Annotated in this window: 27 protein-coding genes; 13 read left to right on the forward strand and 14 right to left on the reverse strand. The window is 62.0% G+C overall.

The annotated features are described in order from the left end of the window. Window positions 1-66 precede the first annotated feature (66 nt). The 7 genes from KJP30_RS18320 to KJP30_RS18355 all read left to right on the forward strand — a co-directional run bounded on the left by KJP30_RS18320 (window position 67) and on the right by KJP30_RS18355 (window position 8752). Complete coding sequence (locus tag KJP30_RS18320) at window positions 67-1170, forward strand: ABC transporter ATP-binding protein (protein WP_218450776.1); 1104 nt, start codon at window positions 67-69, stop codon at window positions 1168-1170. Between the two features lie 114 nt (window positions 1171-1284). Then, a complete protein-coding gene (locus KJP30_RS18325; RefSeq protein ID WP_218450777.1) occupies window positions 1285-2406 on the forward strand; it encodes an extracellular solute-binding protein in 1122 nt (373 codons plus the stop codon). 113 nt (window positions 2407-2519) lie between these two features. Then, a complete protein-coding gene (locus tag KJP30_RS25190) occupies window positions 2520-3125 on the forward strand; it encodes a DUF1330 domain-containing protein (RefSeq protein WP_343222795.1) in 606 nt (201 codons plus the stop codon). Further along, window positions 3122-4765: an ABC transporter permease gene (locus KJP30_RS18340; protein ID WP_218450778.1), complete on the forward strand. Its 1644-nt coding sequence runs from the start codon at window positions 3122-3124 to the stop codon at window positions 4763-4765. Before KJP30_RS25190 ends, KJP30_RS18340 begins: the two co-directional genes overlap by 4 nt. 116 nt (window positions 4766-4881) lie before the next feature. Further along, window positions 4882-6066 (forward strand): ABC transporter permease, encoded by a 1185-nt coding sequence (locus tag KJP30_RS18345; protein WP_218450779.1) that lies wholly within the window; start codon window positions 4882-4884, stop codon window positions 6064-6066. A gap of 111 nt (window positions 6067-6177) precedes the next feature. Further along, window positions 6178-7416 (forward strand): PAS domain-containing protein, encoded by a 1239-nt coding sequence (locus KJP30_RS18350; RefSeq protein WP_218450780.1) that lies wholly within the window; start codon window positions 6178-6180, stop codon window positions 7414-7416. An 88-nt stretch (window positions 7417-7504) separates the two neighbouring features. Then, window positions 7505-8752, forward strand: coding sequence for a PAS domain-containing protein (locus tag KJP30_RS18355; protein WP_218450781.1), 1248 nt, complete (start codon window positions 7505-7507; stop codon window positions 8750-8752). A gap of 36 nt (window positions 8753-8788) precedes the next feature. Here the strand turns inward: KJP30_RS18355 and dxs are convergent, their stop codons facing one another. The 6 genes from dxs to KJP30_RS18385 all read right to left on the reverse strand — a co-directional run bounded on the left by dxs (window position 8789) and on the right by KJP30_RS18385 (window position 14070). Beyond that, window positions 8789-10714 carry a 1-deoxy-D-xylulose-5-phosphate synthase gene (gene dxs / locus KJP30_RS18360; RefSeq protein WP_218450782.1) on the reverse strand — a complete coding sequence of 642 codons (1926 nt, stop codon included), beginning with the start codon at window positions 10712-10714 and terminating at the stop codon, window positions 8789-8791. A gap of 18 nt (window positions 10715-10732) precedes the next feature. Further along, entirely contained in the window at window positions 10733-11608 is an 876-nt protein-coding gene (locus tag KJP30_RS18365; protein ID WP_218450783.1) for a polyprenyl synthetase family protein, read from the reverse strand. Further along, a complete protein-coding gene (locus tag KJP30_RS18370; protein ID WP_218450784.1) occupies window positions 11608-11850 on the reverse strand; it encodes an exodeoxyribonuclease VII small subunit in 243 nt (80 codons plus the stop codon). The genes KJP30_RS18365 and KJP30_RS18370 overlap by 1 nt, the downstream gene beginning before the upstream one ends. Next, on the reverse strand, window positions 11847-12770 hold the full coding sequence (locus KJP30_RS18375) for a histone deacetylase family protein (RefSeq protein WP_218450785.1): 924 nt from the start codon (window positions 12768-12770) through the stop codon (window positions 11847-11849). The genes KJP30_RS18370 and KJP30_RS18375 overlap by 4 nt, the downstream gene beginning before the upstream one ends. Window positions 12771-12868: 98 nt before the next feature. Further along, window positions 12869-13570 (reverse strand): response regulator, encoded by a 702-nt coding sequence (locus KJP30_RS18380; protein ID WP_218450786.1) that lies wholly within the window; start codon window positions 13568-13570, stop codon window positions 12869-12871. Continuing rightward, the gene (locus tag KJP30_RS18385; protein ID WP_218450787.1) at window positions 13567-14070 is read right to left on the reverse strand and encodes a MarR family winged helix-turn-helix transcriptional regulator; all 504 of its coding nucleotides are present in this window, start codon (window positions 14068-14070) and stop codon (window positions 13567-13569) included. Before KJP30_RS18385 ends, KJP30_RS18380 begins: the two co-directional genes overlap by 4 nt. Before the next feature lie 167 nt (window positions 14071-14237). Between KJP30_RS18385 and KJP30_RS18390 the strand changes: the two genes are divergently transcribed. Then, window positions 14238-15110: a branched-chain amino acid aminotransferase gene (locus KJP30_RS18390; protein ID WP_218450788.1), complete on the forward strand. Its 873-nt coding sequence runs from the start codon at window positions 14238-14240 to the stop codon at window positions 15108-15110. 64 nt (window positions 15111-15174) lie between these two features. Here KJP30_RS18390 and KJP30_RS18395 read toward each other — a convergent pair whose 3' ends face one another. Together KJP30_RS18395 and KJP30_RS18400 are read right to left on the reverse strand one after the other, a co-directional pair. Beyond that, entirely contained in the window at window positions 15175-15798 is a 624-nt protein-coding gene (locus KJP30_RS18395; RefSeq protein WP_218450789.1) for an exopolysaccharide biosynthesis protein, read from the reverse strand. Continuing rightward, window positions 15795-16661, reverse strand: a complete 867-nt coding sequence (locus KJP30_RS18400; protein ID WP_218450790.1) for an SDR family oxidoreductase — start codon at window positions 16659-16661, stop codon at window positions 15795-15797. The genes KJP30_RS18395 and KJP30_RS18400 overlap by 4 nt, the downstream gene beginning before the upstream one ends. 187 nt (window positions 16662-16848) lie before the next feature. Here KJP30_RS18400 and KJP30_RS18405 point away from each other — a divergent pair, with 187 nt between their 5' ends. Together KJP30_RS18405 and KJP30_RS18410 are read left to right on the forward strand one after the other, a co-directional pair. Further along, entirely contained in the window at window positions 16849-17328 is a 480-nt protein-coding gene (locus tag KJP30_RS18405; RefSeq protein ID WP_218450791.1) for a lytic transglycosylase domain-containing protein, read from the forward strand. 60 nt (window positions 17329-17388) lie between these two features. After that, a complete protein-coding gene (locus tag KJP30_RS18410) occupies window positions 17389-18015 on the forward strand; it encodes a class I SAM-dependent DNA methyltransferase (RefSeq protein WP_218450792.1) in 627 nt (208 codons plus the stop codon). Window positions 18016-18018: 3 nt separating this feature from the next. On the opposite strand, the gene KJP30_RS18415 is transcribed toward KJP30_RS18410, so the two are convergent. The 3 genes from KJP30_RS18415 to KJP30_RS18425 all read right to left on the reverse strand — a co-directional run bounded on the left by KJP30_RS18415 (window position 18019) and on the right by KJP30_RS18425 (window position 19791). Further along, complete coding sequence (locus tag KJP30_RS18415) at window positions 18019-18774, reverse strand: class II aldolase and adducin N-terminal domain-containing protein (RefSeq protein WP_218450793.1); 756 nt, start codon at window positions 18772-18774, stop codon at window positions 18019-18021. 35 nt (window positions 18775-18809) lie between these two features. After that, complete coding sequence (locus KJP30_RS18420; RefSeq protein WP_218450794.1) at window positions 18810-19301, reverse strand: hypothetical protein; 492 nt, start codon at window positions 19299-19301, stop codon at window positions 18810-18812. A 70-nt stretch (window positions 19302-19371) separates the two neighbouring features. Continuing rightward, a complete protein-coding gene (locus tag KJP30_RS18425; protein WP_218450795.1) occupies window positions 19372-19791 on the reverse strand; it encodes a VOC family protein in 420 nt (139 codons plus the stop codon). A gap of 78 nt (window positions 19792-19869) precedes the next feature. Here KJP30_RS18425 and KJP30_RS18430 point away from each other — a divergent pair, with 78 nt between their 5' ends. Both KJP30_RS18430 and KJP30_RS18435 read left to right on the forward strand, forming a co-directional pair. Continuing rightward, on the forward strand, window positions 19870-21354 hold the full coding sequence (locus KJP30_RS18430; RefSeq protein ID WP_218450796.1) for an AMP nucleosidase: 1485 nt from the start codon (window positions 19870-19872) through the stop codon (window positions 21352-21354). 134 nt (window positions 21355-21488) lie between these two features. Next, entirely contained in the window at window positions 21489-21776 is a 288-nt protein-coding gene (locus KJP30_RS18435; RefSeq protein ID WP_218450797.1) for an HU family DNA-binding protein, read from the forward strand. Between the two features lie 84 nt (window positions 21777-21860). Here the strand turns inward: KJP30_RS18435 and KJP30_RS18440 are convergent, their stop codons facing one another. The 3 genes from KJP30_RS18440 to KJP30_RS18450 form a co-directional block, all read right to left on the reverse strand. After that, entirely contained in the window at window positions 21861-22457 is a 597-nt protein-coding gene (locus tag KJP30_RS18440) for an ImmA/IrrE family metallo-endopeptidase (RefSeq protein ID WP_218450798.1), read from the reverse strand. Window positions 22458-22579: 122 nt separating this feature from the next. Next, entirely contained in the window at window positions 22580-23284 is a 705-nt protein-coding gene (locus KJP30_RS18445; protein ID WP_218450799.1) for a GNAT family N-acetyltransferase, read from the reverse strand. After that, window positions 23285-24676: an aminotransferase family protein gene (locus tag KJP30_RS18450; protein ID WP_218450800.1), complete on the reverse strand. Its 1392-nt coding sequence runs from the start codon at window positions 24674-24676 to the stop codon at window positions 23285-23287. It lies immediately after the preceding gene. Between the two features lie 370 nt (window positions 24677-25046). On the opposite strand from KJP30_RS18450, the gene KJP30_RS18455 reads away from it, so the two are divergent. Next, complete coding sequence (locus KJP30_RS18455) at window positions 25047-26045, forward strand: taurine ABC transporter substrate-binding protein (RefSeq protein WP_425515721.1); 999 nt, start codon at window positions 25047-25049, stop codon at window positions 26043-26045. Window positions 26046-26134 lie beyond the last annotated feature (89 nt).

Genomic DNA, 26134 nt, shown 5'->3' on the forward strand with positions numbered 1-26134 from the left:
AGGCTTTAGTCTGGGGTCAACACAGCGGGAAAATCCGCGGAATACATAACAGACAGGGAGTCTGACGTGGCTGATGGAGCAAGTGGCGACGCTTTCGTCGCCTTTGAGCGCGTGCAGAAGAGCTATGACGGCGAAACGCTTGTCGTCAAAGATCTGAACCTCAGCATGCCTAAAGGCGAGTTTCTGACGATGCTTGGGCCATCGGGGTCGGGCAAGACAACGTGCCTGATGATGTTGGCGGGCTTTGAGACCGCCACCCATGGCGAAATCAAGCTGGACGGCGTCAGCATCAACAACATTCCGCCGCACAAGCGCGGCATCGGCATGGTGTTCCAGAACTACGCGCTGTTCCCGCACATGACCGTCGCGGAAAACCTCAGCTTCCCGCTGGAGGTGCGCAAGCTGGGCAAGTCTGACCGCGAGGCCAAGGTCAAGCGCGCGCTGGACATGGTGCAGATGGGCGCATTTGGCGGGCGTCGTCCCGCGCAGCTTTCAGGCGGTCAGCAGCAGCGGATCGCCCTGGCCCGCGCCTTGGTCTTTGAACCGGAACTGGTGCTGATGGACGAACCGCTTGGCGCGCTGGACAAGCAGCTGCGTGAACACATGCAGTTCGAGATCACCAACCTCGCGCACAGCCTTGGTATCACCGTTGTCTACGTGACCCACGACCAGACCGAGGCGCTGACCATGTCGGACCGTGTTGCGGTGTTCAACGATGGCCGCATTCAGCAGCTGGCCCCGCCGGATGAACTGTACGAAAAGCCGCAGAACAGTTTTGTCGCCCAGTTCATTGGCGAGAACAACACGCTGGAGGGCGTGGTCAAAGAGATCAAGGGCGACGCCTGCGTTGTGCAGCTTGACGATGGCGAGGTGCTGGACGCCACGCCGGTCAATGTCAGCGCCGTTGGCGAACGCACCCGCGTGTCCATCCGGCCCGAGCGGGTGGAGTTCAACAAGGGCCGCCTGAAACCCGGTGCCCATACGCTCAAGGCCGAGGTGCTGGAATTCATCTACATGGGCGATATCTTTCGAACCAGGCTCCGCGTGGCGGGCAATGACAACTTTGTCATCAAGACCCGGAACGCACCGGATCAGGTCCGGCTGGAGCCCGGCAGCCAGATCGAAATCGGCTGGCTGCCCGAAGATTGCCGGGCGCTGGACGCCGGGTGATCTGAATGCCGCTTGCCGCGTGGGGGTGTTTCACGGGGCAGGCGACCATGGGGCGAGGTTCGTACCCGTAACATCGCCTCGATCAAGATAACGGGTGTTTTTAGGGAGTATGACATGAAACTCACCAAGACTCTGCTGGCGACATCGGCCCTGACCGTTGCGGCAGCCGGTGCCTTTGCCGAAAGCCATGCCGACATGGCGATGGACATGACGCTGGTCAGCTGGGGCGGTGCCTATCAGGCGTCGCAGCAGAAGGCCTATGTCGAACCGTATCTGGCGATGAATTCGGGCGTGTCCGCAACCTGGGACGAAAGCTCGTCCGAGGCCGTCGCCAAGCTGCGCGCGATGAACGAAGCCAAGAACATCACCTGGGATCTGGTCGACGTCGAGGCAGCAGACGCCATCCGCCTGTGCGACGAAGGTCTGGCGATGGAAGTCGACCATGACGAGATCCTTGCCCCGGGTCCCGATGGCATGGACGCCTCGGATGACTTCGGCGACATGATCGTGTCCGATTGCTTTATCCCGCAGATCGTCTTCTCGACGACCTTTGGCTATCGCACCGATATGGTGCCCGAAGGCGTCGAACCGCCGACCGGTGCCTGCGACGTCTTTGACATGGAAAAATATCCGGGCAAGCGCGCGCTGAACAAGCAGCCGATCGCCAACATGGAATGGGCGCTGCTGTGTGACGGCGTGGCCTACGCAGACGTCTACGACGTGCTGGAAACCGAAGAAGGTCAGGAACGCGCGCTGGCGAAGCTGGACACCATCAAGGATCAGACGATCTGGTGGTCCTCCTCCTCCGAGCCGCCGCAGCTGCTGGCGGATGGCGAAGTCTTCATGGCATCGGCCTACAACGGTCGCCTGTTCTCGGCCATCGTCGAGCAGGGTCAGCCGATCGGCATGGCTTGGGACTGGCAGATGTTTGACCTTGACGGCTGGGTGATCCCCGAGGGCCTGCCCGAGGACCGTCTGGCGCGGGTTCTGGACTTTGTGAAGTTCGCCACCGACACCCAGCGTCTGGCCGATCAGGCCAAGTACATCTCTTACGGTCCGGCGCGTGAAAGCTCGGCCCCGCTGGTGTCGACCCATGCCGAACTGGGCATCGAAATGGCGCCGCACATGCCGACCGATCCCAACAACGCGAAGAACACCTTTGTGAACAACTACAACTGGTGGGCTGACTACCGCGACGATCTGGACGCCAAGTTCCAGGCGTGGCTGGCGCAGTAATGCCGGTCAGGGGCGCGGGGCCAGCCCCGCGTCCGTGATGCGAAAAATCGTCCGTGGCGGGCACTGCTTGCCCGCCACGGACCAACAAAGACTGGGGACGGGGACAGCACGACATGCCCAAGGGCTATATCATCGGCCATATCACGGTGAACGATCCGGAGGCCTACAAGGAGTATGTCGAGAAGGACACGCCGATCCTTCTGGGAATGGGCGCACGGCCCATCGTGCGCGGCGGACAGGCCGAGGTCGTCGAAGGCGAGGCCGAAGACCGCCATGTCGTCTTTGAGTTCGACAGCTACGAAAAGGCACTGGCCGCCTATCACGACCCCGATTACCAGGAGGTTGCCAAGATCCGCCATGCCTCTGCCACCAGCACGATCATGGTGGTCGAAGGCAATGACGAGGATTTGCCCGATCCGGCGGGTGACGCACCAAGGGGCTTTCTGATCGCCCATGTCACCGTCAAGGATGCCGAGGCCTATCGTCCTTATGTCGAAGGCAATACGCCGATCATGCGCGGCTATGGCGCGCGCTATATCGCGCGGGGCGGGCCCGCCGAGGTCATGGAAGGCATTACGGGCGCGCGGCACGTCGTGATTGCCTATCCCAGCTACGAGGCGGCACGGGCTGCCTATTTCGATCCGGCCTATCAGGAACTGGTCAAGATCCGGCAGGCCCATTCCGACGGCACGATCATCATTGTGGAGGGCGCAGCATGAGCGACACGACACAAACCGGGCCGATGCTGGCCGCTGACGGAACACCGCTGAAGCGCAGCCTTGCGCGGGCCCTGCGGGCCCAGAAGATGCGGGCGCTTGCGCTGATTGCGCCGCTGCTGCTCTTTGTGCTGCTGACCTTTATCGCGCCAATCGCGGATATGCTGTTCCGCTCGGTCGACGACAGCCAGCCGGGCACGGTACACGGAACGCTGCCGCTGACGGCGGAGGCACTCAAGGACTGGGACGGCGCCAGCGGCGAATTGCCCGGCGACGCGGTTTTCGATGCGGCCTACACCGACCTTTTCGTCGCGGCCGAGAACAAGATGCACACGCGTGTCGGCTCGCGTCTGAATTATGAAAAGACCGGCAGTTCCTCGCTGTTCCGCAAATCCGGCCGGGGGCTGGACGACATCGGCGAGGTCTACCTCGACCAGTTCGAGGATCTCGACAAGGCTTGGGACAAAGGCGACCACTGGGCCGCCATGATGGGCTCTGATGCCTGGCTGGCCAGCATGGAAGGCTGGAAAAAGGGCGATCCGCTGCCTGCCTTCGAACTGCGCGACGGGATTGCCGATCTGTTGCCGCGTACCGCGGCGATCTATTCGACCTTTGCGGATTTCATCATCGTCGAGGATGAAAAGAGCCTGCTCAAGGAAGAACCGTGGAGCATCGTGCACACGCGGCTTTACGAAGATCTGCGCGATGGCGACGTTTCGGGCTATGGCGGTCCGGGGGCCGACCTTCTCAAGGCAGCCGACGAACTGGTGGCCAGCCCGGACTTCGAAACCGTCAGCATCCGGGACGGCTTTGCGGATATCGACGACGACTGGATGGATATCGAAGTCTGGCAGACGATCAAGAGCTACAGCACGCCCTACACGCCCGGCTATTTCCTGAACGCCGTCGACATGCAGAAAACCCCCGAGGGTCTAGCCCTGCGGGATGAGAACGAGCGCATCTACGGCCTGCTGTTCAAGCGGACCATGTTCATGAGCCTTGCCATCACCTTCAGCTGTATCCTGCTGGCTTACCCGGTGGCCTACCTGCTGTCGAACCTGCCGATGCGCACGGCCAACCTCTTGATGATCCTCGTGCTCTTGCCGTTCTGGACCTCGCTGTTGGTCCGGACATCAGCATGGAAGGTCATGTTGCAGCAACAGGGGGTTATCAACGATACGCTGGTCTGGCTGGGTCTGGTGGCCGATGACGCGCGGCTGGTGATGATCAACAACCAACTGGGTACGATCATTGCCATGACGCATATCCTTCTGCCCTTCATGATCCTGCCGATGTATTCGGTCATGTCGACGATCCCGCCTTACTATGTGCGGGCGGCGAAATCGCTGGGGGCGACCAACTGGACGGCTTTCTGGCGGGTCTATTTCCCGCAGTCGGTGCCGGGTATCGGAGCCGGGTCGATCCTCGTCTTTATCCTTGCCATCGGTTACTACATCACGCCCGAGATCGTGGGCGGCAACACCGGCACGTTTATCTCGAACCGGATTGCCTATCACATCTCATCCTCGTTGAACTGGGGTCTTGCGGCGGCGCTGGGCACGATCCTTCTGGCGGTCGTTCTGATCCTTTACTGGGTCTATGACCGGATCGTCGGCATCGACAACGTCAAGCTCGGGGGCTGAGAATGATTGGTGTTTCATTGTCCCGTGCCGGAATGGCTGGCCGCATTCACGAAAACAGCGATCCCTGCCTGCACGTGTTGCCGGTGGTGATCGACAGAACGCAGGAGAGCTGATCCATGGCCGTCGAGACACAAGCCGTAAAACAGCCGATCCAGTTCGCCGCGCCCGTGGTGGGGGCCGCGGGTGCATTCGCCGGCGTTTTTGTGGGGGCCGCCAATGGGTCGGTCCTGCTGGGCATCGCCGGGGGGCTGGTGATCCTTGCGGCGCTGGCCTTTGTCATCCTCGAAGTGCTGGACCCCAAGCTTGAGAAGGCCGTCAAATGGGCCATGGTGCTGGGCTTTGCCATCGCCGGGTTCCTCTTTGCGCAACTTCCCGGGCTGGTTGTCGGGGCGCTCTTTGGTTGGTTCTTTGGCTGGTTCACCTACTGGATCGGGATGGGGCGTTACCGCGTGCCCTTGCCGCCTTACCTGACGTCCGGTCAGGTTCTTTGGCACTACGCTTTCCGGGTGTTGTGCGGGGCAATCTTTGTCTTTCTCATCACGCCGATCCTCGTGGTGATGCCGCTTTCCTTCAACGCGCAGGACTTCTTTACCTTCACGCCGGAAATGCTGCGGTTCGAGGCCGAGGGCTACAGCCTCAAGCATTACCGCGATTTCTTTACCTCGACGGAATGGCAGCAGGCGCTGCGTAACTCGCTGATCATCGCGCCGCTGGCCACGCTTCTGTCGGTCAGCTTTGGTACGCTGGCGGCGATCGGCCTGTCCTCGGAACATGTCCCCTTCCGCCGGGCGATCATGGCGATCCTGATTTCGCCCATGATCGTTCCGCTGATCATCTCGGCTGCGGGCATGTATTTTTTCTACAGCCGGATCGGTTTGCAGGGCACGTTGCTGGGGGTCGTACTGGCCCATGCGGCGCTGGGCATTCCCTTTGTCATCATCACGGTGACCGCGACCTTGGTCGGCTTTGACCGCTCGCTGACGCGGGCGGCGGCGAACATGGGGGCCAACCCGGTCACGACCTTCTTCCGTGTGCAGATGCCGCTGATCCTGCCGGGGGTTATCTCGGGCGGGCTTTTTGCCTTCATCACTTCCTTCGACGAGGTGGTCGTGGTGATCTTTGTTGGTTCGGCCCGCCAGCAGACGCTGCCTTGGCAGATGTTCACCGGGTTGCGCGAGCAGATCAGCCCGACGATCCTGGCTGTGGCGACGATCCTCGTGACCATCTCGATCCTGCTTCTGACCACGGTCGAACTCTTGCGACGTAGGTCCGAAAAGATGCGTGGCATGAGCCCGGGCTAAAGGTAAAATCCTTCGGAAATCCAACAGGCGGCGCTTATGTGCCGCCTGTTTGCGTTTAGGGTTCGCAAAGGGTTTACGCCCTAGTGTCGCGCCAAACGCAGGAGGCGCGCCATGTCCGAACTTGATCCCGCATTCCCATCCGCGGTCTCCCATTCTGAGGCCAAGTTTCAACTGTCCGAGGTGTTTTATTCCCGCACCGACAAACGCGGGGTGATTCAGGCGGGGAACGAGGTGTTCCAACGGGTTGCTGGCCACGATTGGGGCAAATTGATCGGGGCTCCGCACAAGATCATTCGCCACCCGGATATGCCGCGCGGCGTGTTTCATTTCCTTTGGGAACGGTTGAAAGAGGGCAAGCCCACCGGCGCATACGTCAAGAATCGGCGTATCTGCGGGCGCTACTACTGGGTTTTCGCGCTGGTTGCGCCCACGGGCGACGGGTTCATCTCTACCCGGATCAAGCCGACCTCGCCCCTAAGGGCCGAGGTCGAGGCGTTCTATGCCCAGATGCTGCAACAGGAACGCGACGGGATGAGCCCCGCCGAAAGCGCGGATAACCTGCGCGACTGGGTGCAGGGCAAGGGGTTTGCCACATACGACAGTTTCCAAAGCCACGCCTTGGCCACCGAGTTCGAGGCGCGTTCGCGCCAGATGGGGCGACCGTTGGATCCAATGTTGCAGCGCTTCGTCGACATGTCGCGCGCCATTTCAGACGTCTGGGACGAGGCGGACCGGATGACCGAAGCGTTCAAGGCGATCCGCACAGTGCCGATGAACATGCGAATTATCGCCTCGCGTCTGGAAAACGCGGGCGGGCCGATCAGCGCGATTTCGGTCAACTACAGCCAGATGCTGGAAGAAATGTCGGCATGGGTGAAAACCTTTGTGGAAGGGGACGACTGTGTCTTTGCCCACATCCGGAACGCGATCCTGATGGGACAGTTCCTTGCTTTTGCCTCGGCCGTCGAACGCGAGATGATTGCCGGCTTCGGCACGACAAGGGATGCCTATCCCGACACGCTGGACATCGCGCGAGAGATTGCGGAACTGACCGAGCATGAAAAGCGGTTTATGGATCAGACGATTGACAAGCTTGGCTCTGTCGAACGTGAGGCGCGCCGCTTTGCACATAGCGTTCTGGACATGAAACGCTTTGTCACCGGGCTCAGCTCGACCCGGATGATGTGCAAGATCGAAAGCGCCAGCCTGTCGGAGTCGGGCACTGCGCTGACCGGCATCGTCGAACAGTTGGACAGTTGCCAGGAAGAGATCGAGGAACGGCTGGCTCGGGTGATGGACCTGAACTCGGTCATCCAGAACAATACCGCCATGCTGCGGTCGATGATTTGACGTGGGTGGTTGACGGGCCTGTCTTCACCGTTTCGAAAGCCTTGGCGGAGATGATCTGCGCCACCACAAATCGCTTCAGGATGTCACGATGACGGAACACACGCCTCAATTCACCGCCGACTCCAGTTTTTCGGCCTCGGAGGCGCAGTTCCACCTGACGGAACTGTTTTATTCCCGCACCGATGCGCGTGGGGTCATCAAGGCGGGGAATTGCGTGTTTCAACGCGTCGCCGCCTATGAGTGGGACGATCTGCTGGGCGCGCCGCACAAGATCATTCGCCATCCGGACATGCCAAAGGGTGTGTTTCAACTGCTGTGGGATCGGATCAAGGCCGGGCAACCCACGGGGGCTTACGTCAAGAACCGCTGTAAATCGGGGCGCTACTACTGGGTCTTCGCGCTCGTCTCACCGACAGAGGGGGGATATATCTCGACCCGGTTGAAACCCAGTTCGGACCTTTTCACCGTCGTATCGGGCCTTTATGCAGATCTGCTGAAACGCGAAAAGGAAGAGGGCCTGAACCCGCGGGACAGCGCGGAAATCCTGCTTGATGTCATCAAGGCCAAGGGGTTTTCCAACTACGACAGTTTCCAGAGCCATGCGCTGGCCACTGAATTTGACGCCCGTGCGCGCGGGATCGGCCGGGAGGTGGATCCGTTGCAACGGCGTTTCCTCGACATGTCCCGTGCGATCGAACAGGTTGGCGTTGAAACCAGCGACCTGACAGAGGCGTTCAAGGCGATCCGCACGGTGCCGATGAACATGCGTATTATCGCCTCGCGTCTGGAAAACGCGGGTGGGCCGATCAGCGCGATTTCGGTTAACTACAGCCAGATGCTCGAAGAGATGTCGACCTGGGTGAAAACCTTTGTCGATGGTGAGACCTGCGTGTTTGCCCGCATCCGTGATGCGATCCTGCGGGGGCAGTTCCTCAGTTTTGCCACCGCCGTCGAGCAGGAGATGATCGACGGCTTTGGTGTCAACGCTGCTGTATACCCGGAGACCGTAGACATTCAGGCCGAAATCACCGAGGTCGGCGCGCATCGAAAGAGGTTTCTGGAAGACACGGTGGCCTCGCTCGACAGTGTCGAGGCGGAGGCCAAGCGCTTTGCCCGCAGCGTGCTGGATATGAAACGGTATGTCACCGGGCTCAGCTCGACCCGCATGATGTGCAAGATCGAAAGCGCCAGCCTGTCGGATTCCGGCTCTTCCCTCGTGGGGATCGTCGAGCAGTTGGACGCCTGCCAGAAAGAAATCGAACAGCGTCTTGCCCGAATGACCGAACTGAATTCGGTCATTCAGGCGAATACCGGCATGTTGCGGTCGATGCTGTGATCAAAAGGGGAGGGCCGCGGCGCGGCCCGGCCCCTGTCAGGCGCGCTTGTCCAGAACTGCCGCGCCCAGCACTTCAAGCACCTTGGCCTCGATATCCGAGGCGTTCAGCTTCGCCACCGAATACATGTCTTCGGGGCTGGCCTGATCGATGAAGATGTCGGGCAAGACCATCGAGCGGAATCTCAGCCCGCGGTCAAAGACCGCCTCATCGGCCAAAAGCTGAGCCACATGGCTTCCAAAGCCGCCCACGGCCCCCTCTTCGATGGTGATCAGCGCATCATGGTCGCGGGCCAGCCCAAGGATCAACTCGCGGTCCAGCGGCTTGGCAAAGCGGGCATCCGCCACGGTTGGCGTGATGCCGCGCGCTTCCAGCGACTCGCAGGCTTTCAGCACTTCCTTCAGGCGTGTGCCAAACGACAGGATCGCAACGCCCTTGCCCTCGCGGATCATGCGCCCCTTGCCGATCTCCAACACCTCGCCCTTTTCGGGCATCTCGACCCCCACGCCTTCGCCGCGCGGATAGCGGAAGGCAATCGGCCCCTCATCATGCGCGGCCGCCGTGGCCACCATGTGTTTCAGTTCAGCCTCATCGGCTGCCGCCATGACCACGAAGCCCGGCAGATTGGTCAGATATGCCACGTCATAGGATCCCGCGTGGGTCGCCCCGTCAGCCCCCACCAGTCCGGCGCGGTCGATGGCAAATCGCACCGGCAGGCGCTGGATCGCAACGTCATGCACCACTTGGTCATAACCACGTTGCAGAAAGGTCGAATACATCGCGCAGAATGGCCGCATGCCGCCCGCTGCCAGTCCGGCGGCAAAGGTCACGCCGTGCTGTTCGGCAATGCCCACGTCGAAACAGCGGCTTGGATAGCGTTCGGCGAACAGGTCCAGCCCCGTGCCATCGGGCATCGCGGCCGTCACCGCGCAGACGCGCGGATCCTGGGCGGCGTGCTGCAACAGCGCCTGGGCAAAAACCTTGGTGTAAGAGGGTGCGTTCGACGGCGCCTTTTTCTGCTTGCCGGTGACGACATCGAATTTTGCCCGCGCATGGCCTTTGTCGGGCGCATGTTCCGCGTGGCTATACCCCTTGCCTTTTTTTGTCAGCACATGCAGCAGGATCGGGCCGGTCGCCCGCTGGCGCACTGTGCGCAGCACCGGCAAAAGCTGATGCAGGTCATGCCCGTCCAACGGGCCGAGGTAAGAAAAGCCCAGCTCTTCGAACAGCGTGCCGCCGACGGTCATGCCTTTCAGCATTTCCTTGGCCCGTTTGGCTCCTTCACGGAACGGTTCCGGAAGGAGCGAAACCGCCCCCTTGGCTGCCGCCTTGAGATCCTGAAACGGTTCTTCGGCATATAGGCGGCTGAGATAACTGGAGAGCGCGCCGGTGGGCGGGGCGATGCTCATCTCGTTGTCGTTGAGGATGACGATCAGGCGTTTGCCCAGATGGCCGGCATTGTTCAGGGCCTCAAATGCCATGCCCGCACTCATTGCGCCATCGCCGATCACGGCAATCGCGTCGCCATGTCCGGTGTCACAAACGCCACCGAGGTCGCGCGCCACGGCAAAGCCAAGCGCGGCGGAAATCGAGGTGCTGGAATGCGCAGCCCCAAAGGGGTCGTAAGGGGATTCCGAGCGTTTGGTGAACCCCGACAGGCCGTCCTTCTGTCGCAGGGTGCGGATGCGATCACGCCGCCCGGTCAGGATCTTGTGCGGGTAACACTGGTGGCTGACATCCCAGATGACCTTGTCGCGGGGCGTGTCGAACACCGCGTGCAGCGCAACGGTCAGTTCGACCACGCCCAGCCCGGCACCAAGATGGCCGCCGGTTTCGGACACCGCCGAAATCGTTTCAGCGCGCAGTTCCTCGGCCAGCTGTTCCAGCTGGGCATCAGAGAAATGCTTGAGGTCCGCCGGGCTTTGAACCCGGTTCAGCAAAGGGGTGTTGGGCAGGTCACTCATGCGGCGCCCTCCATCTGGTCAGGTGCGGCGCGAAATAACGAAGCGCGCGGCCTCCTGCAAGTTTCTAGCCTCGGCTCCATATACAGATAGGCAATCACAGGCCTCGGTCACCAACCTTTCGGCGCGGCGTTTCGCCCCGTCCAGCCCCAGCAGGCTGACAAAGGTCGCCTTGCCTCGGTCGGCATCCTTGCCCACGGCCTTGCCCATCTGCGCGGCATCGCCTTCGATATCCAGAACGTCGTCAGCGATCTGAAAGGCCAGCCCCAGCGCGCGGGCATAGCCGGTCAGCGGCACAATATCGGCCTGAGCCATGCGAGCGCCAGCCTCGGCGGACCATTCGAACAGCGCGCCCGTCTTGCCCGCCTGCAAATCGGTGATCTGGTCCAACGTAAGGGGGGTGGTTGCCTGCTCGGCGGCCATGTCGAGCGCCTGCCCCAGCACCATACCCCGCGCACCTGCCGCCTGCGCCAGCGACAGCGCCAGGTCGGCACGCACAACCGCGTTGTCATGGCATTCCGAGCGCGAGACCATCTCGAACCCCAGCGTCTGCAAGGCATCCCCGGCCAGAACCGCCGTCGCCTCGTCCCATTTGCGGTGGACGGTCGGCAAGCCCCGGCGCAGGTCGTCATCATCCATGCAGGGCAGGTCATCGTGGACAAGGCTGTAGGCGTGGATCGCCTCGATCGCGCAGGCCGGCCAGATGGCGCGGTCCGGCCCGATGCCGTGGATCCGCGCGCCTTCCAGCGCAAGATACCCGCGCAGTCGCTTGCCACCGCCCACGGCATAGCCCATGGCCTCGACCACGGGCAGGTTGCTGTCGAACTCAGACAGCACAAGGCGCAGATGCGCCTCGATCTTGCGGGCGGCCTCGGCCAGCCCGTCCGAGAATCCCATCAGAGACCCTCGACCGGCTTCGTCCCGACCGGGTTGCCATCGCCATCCAGCGTGATGGCGGCCACCTTTTCCTCGGCTTCTTTCAGCTTGGTTTCGCAGCGCTTTTTCAGTTTGGCACCGCGTTCGTACAGCGTGATCGATTCCTCTAGCGCGACGTCGCCGCGTTCGAGCATCCCCACGACCTTTTCCAACTCGGCCATGGCCTGCTCAAAGCTCATGTCCTCAACCGGGGTCTCGCTCATTGGCCTGCCTCCATCAATACTTCTACATGCGCCTTGCCGCTGGCGCTGAGTGCGGCAAGGTCATACCCGCCTTCGAGGCAGGACACCACACGCCCGCCGCAGGTATCCGCCGCCAGATCGCAAAGTGCGCGTGTGATCCAGCGGAAATCGTCAACGCTCCATTCCAGCTGTGCCAGTGGATCGTCCTGATGTGCGTCGAACCCGGCCGAGATGATCAGCAAGTCGGGATTATAGGCCCGCAGCCGCGTGAGGGCAGGGCCCCATGCGGCCCGCATCTCGGCCCCGCCAGAGCCGGGCGGCAACGGCAGGTTCTGGACATTGTCATGCGCGCCGCGTTCATCCGCATTGCCCGTGCCGGGCCAAAGCGGCATCTGGTGCGACCCGATGAAGAACGTGCGGGATTCGTTCCACAGCAAGTCCTGCGTGCCATTGCCGTGGTGAACGTCGAAATCCACGACAGCCACCCGTTCGGCACCATGTGCGTTCAGCGCGTGCTTTGCCGCAATCGCCACATTGCCGAACAGACAAAAGCCCATCGGCGTTTCGGTTTCTGCATGGTGGCCGGGCGGACGCATGGCGCAAAATGCATTGGCCACCTCGCCATCCATCACCGCATCCACCGCCGCAACGGCGGCCCCGGCCGCACGTGACGCGGCCCGGAAGGACCCGGGCGACAACCATGTGTCGGCGTCCAGCTGATGTTGGCCGCTTGCCGGGATGCCAGCGCGGATCCGGTCAATGTAGCGCTGCGGGTGGCACAGACGCAGGTGGGCCTCGTCCGCTTCCGGGGCGCTGCGCCGGTCAATCTCCAGACCGGCCAGCGCATGCAGCAGGTGTTCGATGCGCGCCACGCGCTCGGGGTGGCCCTCGGGTGTCACGTGGTCGAGCGCATCCGCATGGGTAAAGAGTGCCGTGGTCATCCTGCCCCCTCTGTTTTGGTGGTGAAACTACCGACCGTCACGCCCGGCACGGGCGTCACGGCCCGACCAAACCGTGAAAAGGCCGCCGCCGCAAGCGATCAGTCGGGGGCCAGCATGTATCCGGCACCCCGCACCGTTTGCAGGTAGCGCGGCTGTTTCGGATCGACTTCCAGCTTGCGGCGAAGGCGGGTGATCTGAACGTCCACCGCGCGTTCCTGCGCCTGTCCCTTGTCACGGCCCAGTTCCTCGACCAGCTTGGCGCGGCTCAGGGCTTCGCCCGGGCGGGCGGAAAAGATGCGCATCAGCTGGCTTTCGGTGGCGGTCAGGCGGATCATCTCTTCGCCGCGCCACAGTTCGCCGCGTTCGATGTCATAGCGGAATTCGCCCAGTGTCAGCAGTTTCGGGGCGCTGTCGCCGGCGCTGGGTTCCGGCATCCGGCGCAGGATGGCATTGATCCGCAGCAACAGCTCTTTCGGTTCGAACGGCTTGGCAAGGTAATCGTCGGCCCCGGCTTCCAACCCTTTGATGCGGTCTTCGGTTTCCGACCGGGCGGTCAGCAACAGGATCGGCGTCTGCGAGGTTTCGCGGATACCGCTGGTCAGGCTGACACCATCTTCGCCCGGCATCATCACGTCCAGCACGATCATGTCGAAATCCAGCCCCGACAACAGCCGCCGCGCATGGGCCGCGTCGCGCGCCGCCGTCACCAAAAAGCCGTTGCGCATCAGAAACTTTTGCAAAAGCCCCCGGATCCGTTCGTCATCGTCCACGATCAGCAGATGCGCATCATGTTCGCTCATCCACGGGTCCCCCTCAAATTCTGGTACTGCCGCCGCAGCTCTGGATCCATCATCGCCTCCAGCACCCGGCGGAAACCGGCGACGGCCTCGGGGCCGGCATCGCGAAAGGCGGCACGCATGCGCGCACGCTGCGCGTCTGACAGCTCTCTTTCAAGGGCTTCCCCTGCTTCGGTCAGGTAAAGATGTCGTTCCCGCTTGTCAGCGCGCCCGACACGGCTTTCGACCAGACCGTCCTCGATCAGGGTCCGCAGCACGCGGTTCAGCGATTGTTTGGTTACGCCGAGGATGGTCAACAGGTTGTTGACCGTGGTGCCGGGGGCGGTGTGGATGAAGTGCAGTGCGCGGTGATGCGCCCGCCCGTAACTGAGCCCGTCGAGGATCCGGTCAGGATCGGCGGTAAAGCCCCGGTAGGCAAAGAACATGGCCTCCGCCCCCTGACGGAGTTGTTCGTCGGTAAGGAAAAGCAGGGTCTCGCCCTGCGGGCTGCGCCCCTCTGACATCGCGGTTTCTGCCCCTGTTGGTTTTTGGGCATTTTAAGTCAGCCTTGTTGACATTCCAATAGTCAACTGGTAGCGAGTCGCAGATTTGACGCAACTTTATGTCCGCATCGGACGCAATTGGCGCAACAATCGAAAAATTCACATCCGCTGCACGTAGGAGAGATGAGATGGCAGATGGAGCATATGACGATCGCGACGGCAAGATCTGGCTGGATGGTCAGCTGGTAGACTGGCGGGCGGCCAATGTGCACGTACTGACCCACGGGCTGCATTATGCCAGCTCGGTCTTCGAAGGCGAGCGGTGCTACAACGGCAAGATCTTTCTCTCGCGCAAGCACTCGGAACGGTTGCATTTCTCGGCGCGCGAGCTGGACTTTGAAATCCCCTACACCGTGGACGAGATCGAGGCCGCCAAGGTTGCGGTTCTGGCGGCCAATGGTCTTACCGACGCATATGTGCGCGCGGTGGCATGGCGCGGTGCCGGTCCGGACATGGGGGTTGCCTCGGCGCGCAATCCCGTCCGTCTGGCCATCGCGGCCTGGTCTTGGGGCAACTACTATGGCGACGCCAAGATGAAGGGCGCAAAGCTGGACATCTCCAAGTGGAAACGTCCTTCGCCGGAAACCATCCCGGTTCACGCCAAGGCGGCGGGGCTGTACATGATCTGCACCACGTCGAAACACGCGGCCGAGGCGAAAGGCTGTTCCGACGCGCTGTTCATGGACTACCGCGGCTACGTGGCCGAGGCGACCGGTGCCAACATCTTTTTCGTCAAGGACGGCGAAGTTCACACGCCCAAGCCTGACTGTTTCCTGAACGGTCTGACCCGCCAGACGGTCATTAGCATGTTGCAGGATCGTCAGATCAAGGTGCATGAGCGTCACATCATGCCCGAAGAGATGGAAGGTTTCGAACAGTGCTGGCTGACCGGCACCGCGGCAGAGGTCACGCCCGTCGGCCAGATCGGCGACTTCAACTTCGAAGTCGGCGCGCTGACGCGCGAGATCTCGGACAGCTATGAAAAGCTGGTGCGCAGCTAAGCGTTTTGGCGGCCCCGCCGTTACGAACCATGAACGGCGTCCCGAAAGGGGCGCCGTTTTCCGTTCAGATCAGGCCTGACCAGATCGAGAACAGGATCAGGACCAGAACACCCGCCTGCACGTAGCCGGCCAGCAGGTAAATACCGTCACGAGTCATGACGCCGAACATCATCATGGCCACGGCACCCGCAAAGAACGACGTCACGAAGGGCAACAGTTCCAGCACTGGCCACGACAGCGCGATCAGCGTCACCGCAGCAAAGGCAAAGGGCCGGATGGGCCGCGAGCTCAGCAGCTTGAGCCGCCCGCTGCTGTGCCTGTCCATCCAGGCCGCCGGTTTGCTGAGCCAGTCGATCCCGCGGGTCATCTTTTTCGCGCTGATGCTGCGTCGGCAAAGGAAGCCGGGCAACCAAAGATGACGCCGCCCCAAAAGCGCTTGTACGGACACAAGGATCGTAATCAGCGCGCCGAATGTCGGGGTTCCCGGAATGCCGGAAATGGGCGAAACCAGAACGATGGCAACCACAAGGATCACGGCGGCAAAGGACTGGTCGCCGACGCGGCTCATCACGTCGCCGACCGAGACACGTTCGGCCCCCGGTTTCGGCCGCATGGCGTCCAGCAATTCGCCAAGGCTTTGCGGATTGCGCAGGGGGCCGGCCTCTGCCGCTTGTGGAACGTCGCTCATGCCCCGGCGGCCTGTTCGGCGTCGAGAATCGCTCGCAACGCGCTTTGATAGTCGGGATAGCGCAGGGTCACGCCCAGTTCCTCCTTGATGCGCCGGTTCGAGACGCGCTTGCTTTCGCCGTAGAAACTGCGCGCCATGGGGCTGAGTTCCGCCCTGTCGAACGGGATTTCCGGAGGAATTGGCATATCCAGCATCTTGGCCGCGCAGGCAATCACGTCCTGCGGCGGTGCCGGGGTGTCGTCACAGAGGTTGTAGGCCGCGCCGGGGTTCGGCTGCCGGATCGACGCCAGCAGCACCTGCGCAATGTCCTCGACATGGATGCGGGAAAAGACCTGGTTCGGCTTGATGATCCTGCGGGCCGTGCCATTGCGCAACTTGGCAAAGGGGCCGCGCCCGGGGCCATAAATGCCGGCCAGCCGAAAGATATGCAGCGGCAAGCCGGACACTTTGGACCAGGCCAGTTCCGCATCGACGCGCAACTGGCCGCGCCGGGTGGCAGGGGTCAGCGGGGTATCTTCGTAAACCCATCCGCCCCGATGGTCGCCGTAGACGCCGGTCGTCGACAGATAGCCCGCCCAGTCCAGCATGGGGGCACGGTCCTGAATCGCGTCGCCCACCAGCCGCAAAGCCGGGTCGCCCTCGGCGTCCGGGGCGGCAGACATCAGGACATGTGTGGCCTTCGACAGCGCATCGGCGACACTCGCTTGCTCCCATAGAATGGGGGTGATTCCGGTGGCGCGCAGCGGCTCCAGCTTGGCGGGGTCGCGGGTCGTGCCGATTACGTCCCATCCCTCGGCCAGCAAAAGAGGGGCCAGGGCGCGTGCCGAGAATCCATGGCCAAGTGAAAGCAGGGTCTTTGTCATTTGCATTAGGTGGCGCTACGCGCGTCAAGATGCAAGCCTTGTCGCGGGCGGGCGTGTCGCGACGGCTGGCGGTTGCGCGCCGGGACAGGGGGGCACTCTGGCAGGGTTTCGCCGACCTGTTGACGCAGGACTCGCCTGCGGAAAGGCTGCGGGCTAGGGGATTGCCAGATTTGTCCCGGAGAGTGCCATGCTGGCTCGTCGTCTTTTCCTGATTTCGGCTGTTGCGCTTGTTGCGGCCTGTTCCACCGGACCGCGTGACCCGGTTGCCGCCGAACCTGTACACCGGGCGATCCCGCTGCACCCCAATGAAACGCCTGAACTGCGCTCAAAGATCAACAAATGGGCTGATCACTATGACCTGCCGCGTGGTCTGGTGCATCGTCTGGCGATCCGGGAGAGCACCCATAATCCGGCTGCGCGGGCCGGTCCTTATTGGGGGCTGCTGCAAATCCTGCCGCAAACCGCGCGCACCATGGGGTTCCAGGGCCAGAACAGCGATTTGCTGGATGCAGATACAAACCTCAAATACGGGCTGAAGTACCTCAAGGGTGCCTATATCGTGGCCGATGGCGATTGGGACAATTCGATAAAATGGTACGCGCGCGGCTATTATTACGAGGCCAAGCGCAAGGGCCTGCTGTACGAAACCGGGCTGCGCACGCGCTGATCCGGCGCGGCTTGGGAAAAACCGTTTGCGTGCAGGTGAACCGCCGCTAGGCTTTGGCCCATGCAGAATGATCCCGATCTGGAAACCGCCTACGGGCTGGAAACCCCCGACGACAATCGCAGGCTCTATGCGCATTGGGCCAAAAGTTATGATGATGCCTTTGCGGCTGACCTTGACTACATGCTGCCCTTGCACGTGGCCGAGGCCTATGCCGCCGTCGCAGGACAGGGGCCTGTGATCGACCTTGGTGCCGGAACCGGGTTGTTGGGCGCGGCGCTGAAGACCTGCGGGATCGGCCCTGTCGACGCGACCGACCTGTCGGAGGAAATGCTGGAGGTCGCAGCGTCCAAGGCGCTGTACCGGCGGTTGTTTCAGGGCAACTTGCTGGAACGCCTGCCAGTCGCGGATGAAACCTATGCCGGGGCGGTGAGTTCGGGCACCTTCACCCATGGGCATGTCGGCCCAGAGGCGCTGGACGAGGTGCTGCGCATCGTGCGTCCGGGGGGCGTGGTGGCCTTGTCGATCAATGCCAAACATTGGACCGCCAAGGGATTTTCTGCCCGGTTCGACGCGTTGGGCGACCGGATTTCCGGTCTTACCCTGCGCGAGGTGCGGATCTACGGGCCGGAAACGACCGGCCCGCATGCCAATGACCTCAGTCAGGTGGTGAGCTTTATCCGAACCTGATCATCAAGAGGCGTAGTCCGATCCTTCCGCATCGAGGATCTTTTTCAGTTCGTCGAGGTGGTGATGGTCACCGCCCGGATATTCCTCGATTTCGCGCGCGGTCTTTTCGGCCACTTCGTCCGACAGGATGTCCAGCGGCAACCCGGTTTGAAGTGCGGTGATATAGATCTGGGCGGCACGTTCGAAGAGGTACAGCCGGTTAAAGGTTTCGGCCACCGTGTCGCCGATCACCATGACGCCGTGATTGCCCATGATCAGTGTCTTGACCTTGGGATCGGACAAGAGATGCGCACAGCGTTCCCCTTCGTCCTCGAAGGCCAGACCGCCGTATTGGTCGTCTACCGCCTGCCGGTTGAAGAACATCGCCGCGTTCTGATCCAGCGGGGGCAGGCGCTTGTCCTTGAGACAGGCCAGCACCGTGGCGTGGATCGAATGCACATGCATGGCGCAACGCGCGTGCGGGCAATGCCGGTGCAACCCGCCGTGCAGGCCCCATGCCGTCGGGTCCGGCGCGCCGGGGCGGTTCAGCGTTTCGGGGTCATTGGCATCCACCACCAGCAGGTCCGAGGCCCGCACCCGCGAGAAATGCACCCGGTCCGGGTTCATCAGGAACTTGGTGCCGTCGTCGTTGATCGACAGGCTGAAATGATTGGCCACCGCCTCGTGCATATCCAGCCGCACGGTCCAGCGAAAGGCTGCGGCAAGGTCGACACGTTCCTGCCAATGGTCGATATTCGCAATGTTCTGCGGTGCGTTCATGATGCTCCCCGGGTTTCGTGATTGGGCAAAGCCTATCAGGAGCCGCAGCGGCCCCGCAACGTGTCAAAGGCCTCGCGCCCGCCATCGGTGTCCCATGCACCGGTCAGCATCCGGGTTTCGCCATGGTCGATTATCCGGAAACCATAGCCGATCCTCGGGCTGTCCAACACGGCATCAAGGAAGAGTTCGGGCGACTCGTGTTTGGTCCAGGCCCAGACGCCCTGCGACAGGAACAGCACCTCGCGGCGGCCCAGTGTCAGGACGTGATCAGCGCTGTCATCAAAGGTCACACCGCCTTCCATGTCTAGGAAGATGGCGGCGCTGCCTTCCAGATCGACAGTCATGACCAGACGCTGACGCCCGGGCAGACGCGCAATGCTGGCGATCCAGCAATAACCGTCATCGTTGAAAAGCGCCCAGTTCCGGACGGTGTCGAAACGATGGATCTCATCCTCGGCATGGGCGGGCAGGGCAGGCAGGATGGTCAGAAAACAAAGTGCAAGACTGCGGGTCAAAAGGCCGGGCATCGGAAAAGCTCCGTGAAATCTGCTGTGACGATGCAGCCATGCTAGCTGCCACCGGCCCGTGCCGAAAGCCTTACAGAGGTCGCGACGGCACCCAGGCATAGCCGTCCGGGCAGATCAGGTAACATTCGCGCAGCCCATGCGGTTTATCGCCTGGCGGCTGAAGGATGGTCATACCCTGCGCCGTGGCACGGTTGGCGGCAAGGTCCGGGTCGCTGTCATACAGTCTCAGTTCTGCCCCGGCACCGCGCGGCCCGGCCTCTGGCAGGAACGAAAGGTAGGGATTGGCGTGATAGGTCCCGTCCGAATGCAGCTGGAACACCGCGGTGCCATAGCGGACAATGGCGAAATCCGCGCTGATCCTGTGCGCGGTCATGTCAAAGACCGCCTCAAGCATCTGGCAATACGCAGGGACATCGCGCACCAAGAGGTTCAGCCCGAGGCCGCGCAGGCTCTTGCCGAAGGCCTCGGCAGAGACAGTTTCAAGATCCATGTCAGCACCTCTGACCTTTTCGGCAGCTTGAACCTCCCGCCGCAGCCTGTCAACGTCGCCGCGAAACAGGAGGCGGTCATGCAGGACACGGCACGGAATCTTGAAATCGTCACCCCGGATGTGTCCGGGCCGGAAAGTTTCGCGGATGCGGAACAGGCCGTCGCACGGCTTTGCGAATTGTATGACGCGGCGGCGGTCTTTCTGCGCGACGGTTTTCTCAAGGCGATGGCCGAGGGTCACCCGGGCGTGCGCCTGCGAGCCTTCTACCCCGAGATCCGGCTGACCACGACGCGCTTTGACAAGATCGACAGCCGTCTGAGCTTTGGCCACGTTACGCAGCCCGGAACCTATGCCACCAGCGTCACGCGCCCGCATCTGTTCCGTAATTACCTGACCCAGCAGATCGGCCTTTTGCTGGGCAACCATGGGGTCAAGATCCGCATCGGCTTGTCGGATACGCCGATGCCGGTGCATTTCGCCGTCGCCAACTTTCCCAATGTGACTGTCCCGCAGGAAGGTGCGGCCAGTTTCGCGCTGCGTGATGTCTTTGACGTGCCGGACCTGACCACCACCAATGACGACATCGTCAACGGCGAAGCTGTGCCCGCCCCGGACGGTGCCTTGCCGCTGGCCCCCTTCAGCGCGCAGCGGGTGGACTATTCGCTGGCCCGCCTGTCGCATTATACGGCGACCGACCCCGAGCATTTCCAGAACCACGTTCTGTTCACCAACTACCAGTTCTATGTCAGCGAATTCGAGGCCTATGCCCGCGCCATGCTGGCGGATCCGGACAGCGGTTACACCAGCTTTGTCAGCACCGGCAACGTCGAGATCACCGATCCCGACGCGCCGATCCCGCACCCCGAGCGGATGCCGCAGATGCCGACCTATCACCTCAAGCGGGGCAAGCAGGGCGGCATCACGCTGGTCAACATCGGCGTGGGGCCGTCGAACGCCAAGACGGCGACAGATCATATCGCCGTCCTGCGCCCGCACGCATGGCTGATGGTCGGGCATTGCGCTGGGTTGCGGAACTCTCAATCGCTTGGGGACTTTGTCCTTGCCCATGCCTACCTGCGCGAAGACAAGGTGCTGGACGATGATCTGCCGCTTTGGGTGCCGATCCCGGCGCTGGCCGAGATCCAGATCGCGCTGGAAGACGCGGTCGAGGCCGAAACCCAACTTGGCGGGTTCGACCTGAAACGGGTGATGCGGACGGGCACTGTTGCCTCGCTGGATAACCGCAACTGGGAATTGCGCGAACAGGACGGGCCGATCAAACGCCTCAGCCAGTCACGCGCCATCGCGCTTGACATGGAAAGCGCCACGATCGCCGCCAACGGTTTCCGGTTCCGGGTGCCCTACGGGACCTTGCTGTGTGTGTCGGATCGGCCTTTGCATGGTGAGCTGAAGCTGCCCGGGATGGCCTCGGATTTCTATCGCACACAAGTCAGCCGACACCTGCGCATAGGGATTCGCGCCATGGAGGCACTGCGGGAAATGCCGCTGGAACGCATCCACAGTCGGAAGTTGCGCAGTTTCGAGGAGACAGCCTTCCTCTGACGCAGCGGAAACCGGCCCAAAATGCATAATACACAGGGCTTTTGTGCCGCTAATCGTTGTGTTTTGCCCCCACATCCGGTTTTATGCCGGTCCAGAGGCCCAAATTAGAGACGGGCGGTGAAGGAGACCATGAAATGGCGAAACCGATGACCAAAACTCAGCTGGTGGCGGCACTGGCGGAAAAGATGGATGCGGACAAGAAGATTGCCGGCGCGGCACTGGACGCGATTGGTGAAATCATCACGTCCGAAGTTGCTGCTGGCGGTGCCGTGACGCTGCCGGGTGTTGGCAAGATCTATTGCCGCGAGCGTCCCGAGCGCATGGTGCGTAACCCCGCGACCGGCGAGCAGTTCAAGAAAGAGGCCGACAAGCAGGTCAAGGTGACCATCGCCAAGGCGCTCAAGGACAGCGTGAACGCCTGATCCCGAAGGGCCCGCAACGCGCGGGTCGGGACAAGGTCCAGAGGGTCGCTTCGGCGGCCCTTTTCTTTTGCGCCGGGGCCATGGTCAGAACCCGGTCGAAACCTGCCCGCGCTCTTTCCATTCGAACTTGTTGCCGCCTGTATCCTCGACGGGAAGGTCCAGCATGGTGGCCCGTTCATAGACCACCTGAGTGGGCACGTTCAGCGTATCGGCGACAAGGTTGGCGCGCCCCTCGTACCAGAGGCTACAGAACTCGTCGCGGGGCATCAGCAGGATACGGGCAAAGCGTACGGCCTCGCGCTGGGCAGCGCGGCTGGCGGGCTGGTGCAGGGCCTGTATCCCGCAGCGGGGATGCGCCTCACGCGTGGAGGGCACATGCAGGATCCAGTGGCCCACGCCCATCGCTGCCATGAACCGGTCCTGACGAGGTTTGCCCCGCTTGGGCAACCAGATGCAGGCCTTGCGGTTCAGCGGCACATCCAGAAGGATTTCATGCGGCGGGCCAGAGTATTCCAGATCGACGTTCAGCGCTCGGCAGATCGGGTCCAGCGACTCGCCATGTGGCAGGCTCAGCCCCGGGGACTGCGCGATCATGTCGTTGATGACATCCTCGATCTCGACATCGGATACACCGGTCGCCAGTGGCTCCACATAGGGGTAGGACGGATATCTGGGCGGCATGTCAGGCTCCGCTTCGGGGGATGCGCCGGGTTTCGACCAGCCAATTTGCAGAGTTTGATGCCCTGCAAATGGTTTCATCTCTCTGAATCGGCGGCGATACAGATAGAATTGCGGATGTTTTCCTAGCCCCGCGCAGAGCCGATGAGGACGCTCAACGTCTGGCGTTGTGTTCCGTTTTCATCGAAATTGCCGGCCGACAGCCAAGCTTGGAACCCTTGGCGCAGCGCTGGCCATTCACCGTCGAGAATCGAAAACCACGCCGTGTCGCGGTTGCGACCCTTGTAGACCAAGGCCTGCCGAAAGATACCCTCGAAGGAAAAGCCCAGCCGCAAAGCCGCCCGCCGTGACGGGGCGTTCAGGGCGTCACATTTCCATTCGTAGCGACGATACCCCAGATCGTCGAAGACATGCCTCATCAGAAGGAATTGCACCTCGGTCGCGGCGCGCGTGCCCTGCAAGGCGGGCGAGAAATGGATGAACCCAACCTCGATCGAGGCCGCCTTTGGATTGATCCGCAAGAGCGACAGGAACCCGACAGGGCGTTCGTCCACCAGCACGGTGTAAAACAACGGGTCGCGGCTGGGGGCCTTGGCGGCTGTCCATGCGCGCGCCTGTTCCAGATCCTGAAAGGGCTGTTCCTCGCCAAGATAGGTCCAGCCCGCCGGATCGGTGAAACTGTTGAAAAAGGCCTCTGCGTGCTCCACCGACATGGGCACAAGCGTGGTGTAGGCGCCGCGCAGCACGTCATGTGGTGGTACGGGGCGGGGCAGGGCAATGTCGACGGGCAACCCGATGGGCTGCCCGTATTCGTTCAGACGATGGTCCATTCAGCCAAAAACGCGGCCAAGCGCGCCATCCACGGCGGTCACGATCTGGTCGATGTCATCTTTCGTGGCGATCAGCGCCGGTGAGAAGCACAAGGTGTTGTTCTTGCCCGGAACCGAACGGTTGGTGGCACCGATGATGACCCCCTGTGCCATGCAGTCACCCACCACGGCCTGCACCTGCGCTTCGGGCACGACCTCCTTGGTGGTGCGGTCGCTGACCAGTTCGGCACCAAGGAACAGGCCCTTGCCACGCACGTCTCCGATCACCGCATGGCGATCTGCCAGCGCGCCGAGCTGGTCCAGCATATAGTCGCCCATGGCCGTTGTGTTGGCCAGCAGGCCTTCGTCCTCGATGATCGCCATGTTCTCGATCGCGGCGGCCGGCCCGGCGGTGCAGCCGCCAAAGGTCGAGATGTCGCGGAAATAGTTCATCGGGTCGCTGGCATCGTCCTTGAACATCTCGAAGACACGTTCAGAAGTCACGCAGCAGGCAATCGCCGCATAGCCCGAGGCAACGCCCTTGGCCATGGTCACGAAATCGGGTTCGATCCCGTAGTGCTGATAGCCGAACCATGTGCCCGTCCGGCCCACGCCGCAAACAACCTCGTCGATGTGCAGCAGGATGTCGTACTTGCGGCAGATTTCCTGAACCTTCTGCCAATAGCCTTCGGGCGCGGGGATCACGCCGCCGCCTGCCGTCACCGGTTCAAGGCACAGCGCGCCGACCGTGTCCGGCCCTTCGGCAAGGATCACCTTTTCGATCTGATCAGCGGCCCATTCGCCATAGTTGGCTTCGGGCGCGCCCTCCTGTTCGTGGCGGCGGTATTCAAGGCAATGCGGCACGCGGACGAAACCGGGGGTGAACGGTCCGTATTGCGCGTTGCGTTCATCCTGGCCACCGGCGGAAAGGCAGGCGATGGTCGTGCCGTGGTAGTCGCGGTCGCGGTACAGGATCTTGTGCTTTTTGCCGCCATACCGCTTGTGCGCGATCTGACGGACCATCTTGAACGCCTTTTCGTTCGCCTCGGAGCCCGAGTTGCAATAGTAGACCCGCGTCAGACCCGGCATCTTTTCGATCAGCTTTTCGGCAAACAGCGCGCCGGGCACCGAGCCGGCCGCGCCCGCGAAATAATTGACGCGCATCAGCTGGTCATAAACGGCCTTGGCGATCCGTTCGCGGCCATAGCCCACGTTCACCGTCCAGACACCGCCGGACACGGCATCAAGGTGCTCCTTGCCCGCCTGATTCCAGACGCGCATGCCCTTGCCTTCGATGATGATATTCGGGTCCTTGCTGTCGAATGCCTTGTGCTGGACAAGGTGATGCCAGACGTGGGCTTTGTCAGCCTCGACAACATGGCTGAGGTCGTTTTGCGAATAGGTGCCGTCCATTCCTGTGCCCTCCTTGGGTCATCGCGCCGCTCTGCGTGGATTGCTAGCACATGAGCCAGATTAATGGGCAGCCGTTAGGGCCAGAAATTCGGCGCGTATAAGGCCAGAATGGGCGGAAAACTTTGGCCTCAACAGGCAGTTTTCCCCGAATGTTGCGTGTTTTCATGGGGATGACCCGATTTCCCTTTTTCGAATGTTGCCTGTGATCTGCTCAAATCGGGGTCGGTCTCTGGAAAAACCGTTGATCCGTTGCCCGTTTTCCGTTCCGATTTGACCCGAGCGCCCGGCACGAGGCGCCGCCGGATGCCCCGATGCGTCCGTGACGAAGAGCCCGCCCAAGGCGGCGGGCGCACAACACGGGAGAATGATGATGACACTGAAAACCACCCTAAAGGGCGCTGCGGCCGCGCTGGCCGTTCTGGCCGGAACCTCCGCCGTCTCGGCCGAAGAGATCACCGTCGGCTATTTCCTCGAATGGCCGATGCCCTTCCAGTACGCCAAAGCAACCGGCATGTATGACGAGGCCATGGGCGTGACCATCAACTGGGTCAGCTTTGACACCGGCACCGCAATGTCGGCGGCCATGGCCTCGGGCGACGTGCAGCTTTCTGTCAGCCAAGGGGTGCCGCCCTTCGTCGTGGCCACCTCGGCCGGGCAGGATCTTCAGATCCTCGATGTCGCGGTCAGCTATGCGGACAACGACAACTGTGTCGTGCTTGAAGCGCTGGAAATCGACAAGGATTCCGCCAAGGAGCTGGAAGGCAAGAAAGTCGCCGTGCCGTTGGGCACCGCCGCGCATTATGGCTTCCTTAAACAGATGGGTCACTTTGGCGTGGACATTTCGACGATGGAAATCGTCGACATGGCGCCGCCGGATGGCGCGGCCGCACTTGCCCAAGGATCGGTCGACATGGCCTGTGGCTGGGGCGGTTCGCTGCGCCGGATGATGGAACATGGCAACATCCTGCTGACCGGCGATGAAAAGACCGAACTGGGCATTCTTGTCTTTGACGTGACCTCCGGCCCGGCGGGTTGGGTGGCCGAGAATTCGGACACCGTATCGGCCTTCCTTTCGGTGACTGCCAAGGCAAATGCCATGTGGGCCGACGACGCCAACAAGGACATGATGCTGCCGGTGATTGCCAAGGACGCGGGCATGGATCCCGACGCCACGCTGGCGACCATCTCGACCTTCACCTTCCCCACTGTCGAGGATCAGCTTTCGGCCAAGTGGCTGGGCGGCAACGCGCAAACCTTCATGAAGGGCGTGGCGGATGTCTTTGTCGACGCCGGGTCCATCGACGCGGCGCTGGACAGCTATGACGCCAACGTCAACACCGGCCCGCTGAGCGCGGCTTCGGACATGTGATCCGGAACGGGCATCGCCGGTCTCGTCCGGCGGTGCCCCTTTTGTGAAACGGTCTTTCGGGAAAGGACTGTTTCCCCCTCCGCCCCCCG

The sequence above is a fragment of the Antarctobacter sediminis genome, from assembly GCF_019218285.1.
GTDB classification, from domain to species: domain Bacteria; phylum Pseudomonadota; class Alphaproteobacteria; order Rhodobacterales; family Rhodobacteraceae; genus Antarctobacter; species Antarctobacter sediminis.

Bases quoted from the DNA above. Each gene is read 5' to 3' on its own strand.
- KJP30_RS18375 (WP_218450785.1), bottom strand. From the start codon at position 12,770: ATGACCACGGCACTCTTTACCCATGCGGATGCGCTCGACCACGTGACA.
- KJP30_RS18450 (WP_218450800.1), bottom strand. From the start codon at position 24,676: ATGGACGGCACCTATTCGCAAAACGACCTCAGCCATGTTGTCGAGGCT.
- KJP30_RS18345 (WP_218450779.1), top strand. From the start codon at position 4,882: ATGGCCGTCGAGACACAAGCCGTAAAACAGCCGATCCAGTTCGCCGCG.
- KJP30_RS18405 (WP_218450791.1), top strand. From the start codon at position 16,849: ATGCTGGCTCGTCGTCTTTTCCTGATTTCGGCTGTTGCGCTTGTTGCG.
- KJP30_RS18365 (WP_218450783.1), bottom strand. From the start codon at position 11,608: ATGGGATTCTCGGACGGGCTGGCCGAGGCCGCCCGCAAGATCGAGGCG.
- KJP30_RS18355 (WP_218450781.1), top strand. From the start codon at position 7,505: ATGACGGAACACACGCCTCAATTCACCGCCGACTCCAGTTTTTCGGCC.
- KJP30_RS18385 (WP_218450787.1), bottom strand. From the start codon at position 14,070: ATGTCAGAGGGGCGCAGCCCGCAGGGCGAGACCCTGCTTTTCCTTACC.
- KJP30_RS18395 (WP_218450789.1), bottom strand. From the start codon at position 15,798: ATGAGCGACGTTCCACAAGCGGCAGAGGCCGGCCCCCTGCGCAATCCG.
- KJP30_RS18440 (WP_218450798.1), bottom strand. From the start codon at position 22,457: ATGCCGCCCAGATATCCGTCCTACCCCTATGTGGAGCCACTGGCGACC.
- KJP30_RS18455 (WP_425515721.1), top strand. From the start codon at position 25,047: ATGACACTGAAAACCACCCTAAAGGGCGCTGCGGCCGCGCTGGCCGTT.
- KJP30_RS18325 (WP_218450777.1), top strand. From the start codon at position 1,285: ATGAAACTCACCAAGACTCTGCTGGCGACATCGGCCCTGACCGTTGCG.
- KJP30_RS18435 (WP_218450797.1), top strand. From the start codon at position 21,489: ATGGCGAAACCGATGACCAAAACTCAGCTGGTGGCGGCACTGGCGGAA.
- KJP30_RS18350 (WP_218450780.1), top strand. From the start codon at position 6,178: ATGTCCGAACTTGATCCCGCATTCCCATCCGCGGTCTCCCATTCTGAG.
- dxs (WP_218450782.1), bottom strand. From the start codon at position 10,714: ATGAGTGACCTGCCCAACACCCCTTTGCTGAACCGGGTTCAAAGCCCG.
- KJP30_RS18370 (WP_218450784.1), bottom strand. From the start codon at position 11,850: ATGAGCGAGACCCCGGTTGAGGACATGAGCTTTGAGCAGGCCATGGCC.
- KJP30_RS18410 (WP_218450792.1), top strand. From the start codon at position 17,389: ATGCAGAATGATCCCGATCTGGAAACCGCCTACGGGCTGGAAACCCCC.
- KJP30_RS18340 (WP_218450778.1), top strand. From the start codon at position 3,122: ATGAGCGACACGACACAAACCGGGCCGATGCTGGCCGCTGACGGAACA.
- KJP30_RS18430 (WP_218450796.1), top strand. From the start codon at position 19,870: ATGCAGGACACGGCACGGAATCTTGAAATCGTCACCCCGGATGTGTCC.
- KJP30_RS18400 (WP_218450790.1), bottom strand. From the start codon at position 16,661: ATGACAAAGACCCTGCTTTCACTTGGCCATGGATTCTCGGCACGCGCC.
- KJP30_RS18390 (WP_218450788.1), top strand. From the start codon at position 14,238: ATGGCAGATGGAGCATATGACGATCGCGACGGCAAGATCTGGCTGGAT.
- KJP30_RS18445 (WP_218450799.1), bottom strand. From the start codon at position 23,284: ATGGACCATCGTCTGAACGAATACGGGCAGCCCATCGGGTTGCCCGTC.
- KJP30_RS18415 (WP_218450793.1), bottom strand. From the start codon at position 18,774: ATGAACGCACCGCAGAACATTGCGAATATCGACCATTGGCAGGAACGT.
- KJP30_RS18380 (WP_218450786.1), bottom strand. From the start codon at position 13,570: ATGAGCGAACATGATGCGCATCTGCTGATCGTGGACGATGACGAACGG.
- KJP30_RS18425 (WP_218450795.1), bottom strand. From the start codon at position 19,791: ATGGATCTTGAAACTGTCTCTGCCGAGGCCTTCGGCAAGAGCCTGCGC.
- KJP30_RS25190 (WP_343222795.1), top strand. From the start codon at position 2,520: ATGCCCAAGGGCTATATCATCGGCCATATCACGGTGAACGATCCGGAG.
- KJP30_RS18420 (WP_218450794.1), bottom strand. From the start codon at position 19,301: ATGCCCGGCCTTTTGACCCGCAGTCTTGCACTTTGTTTTCTGACCATC.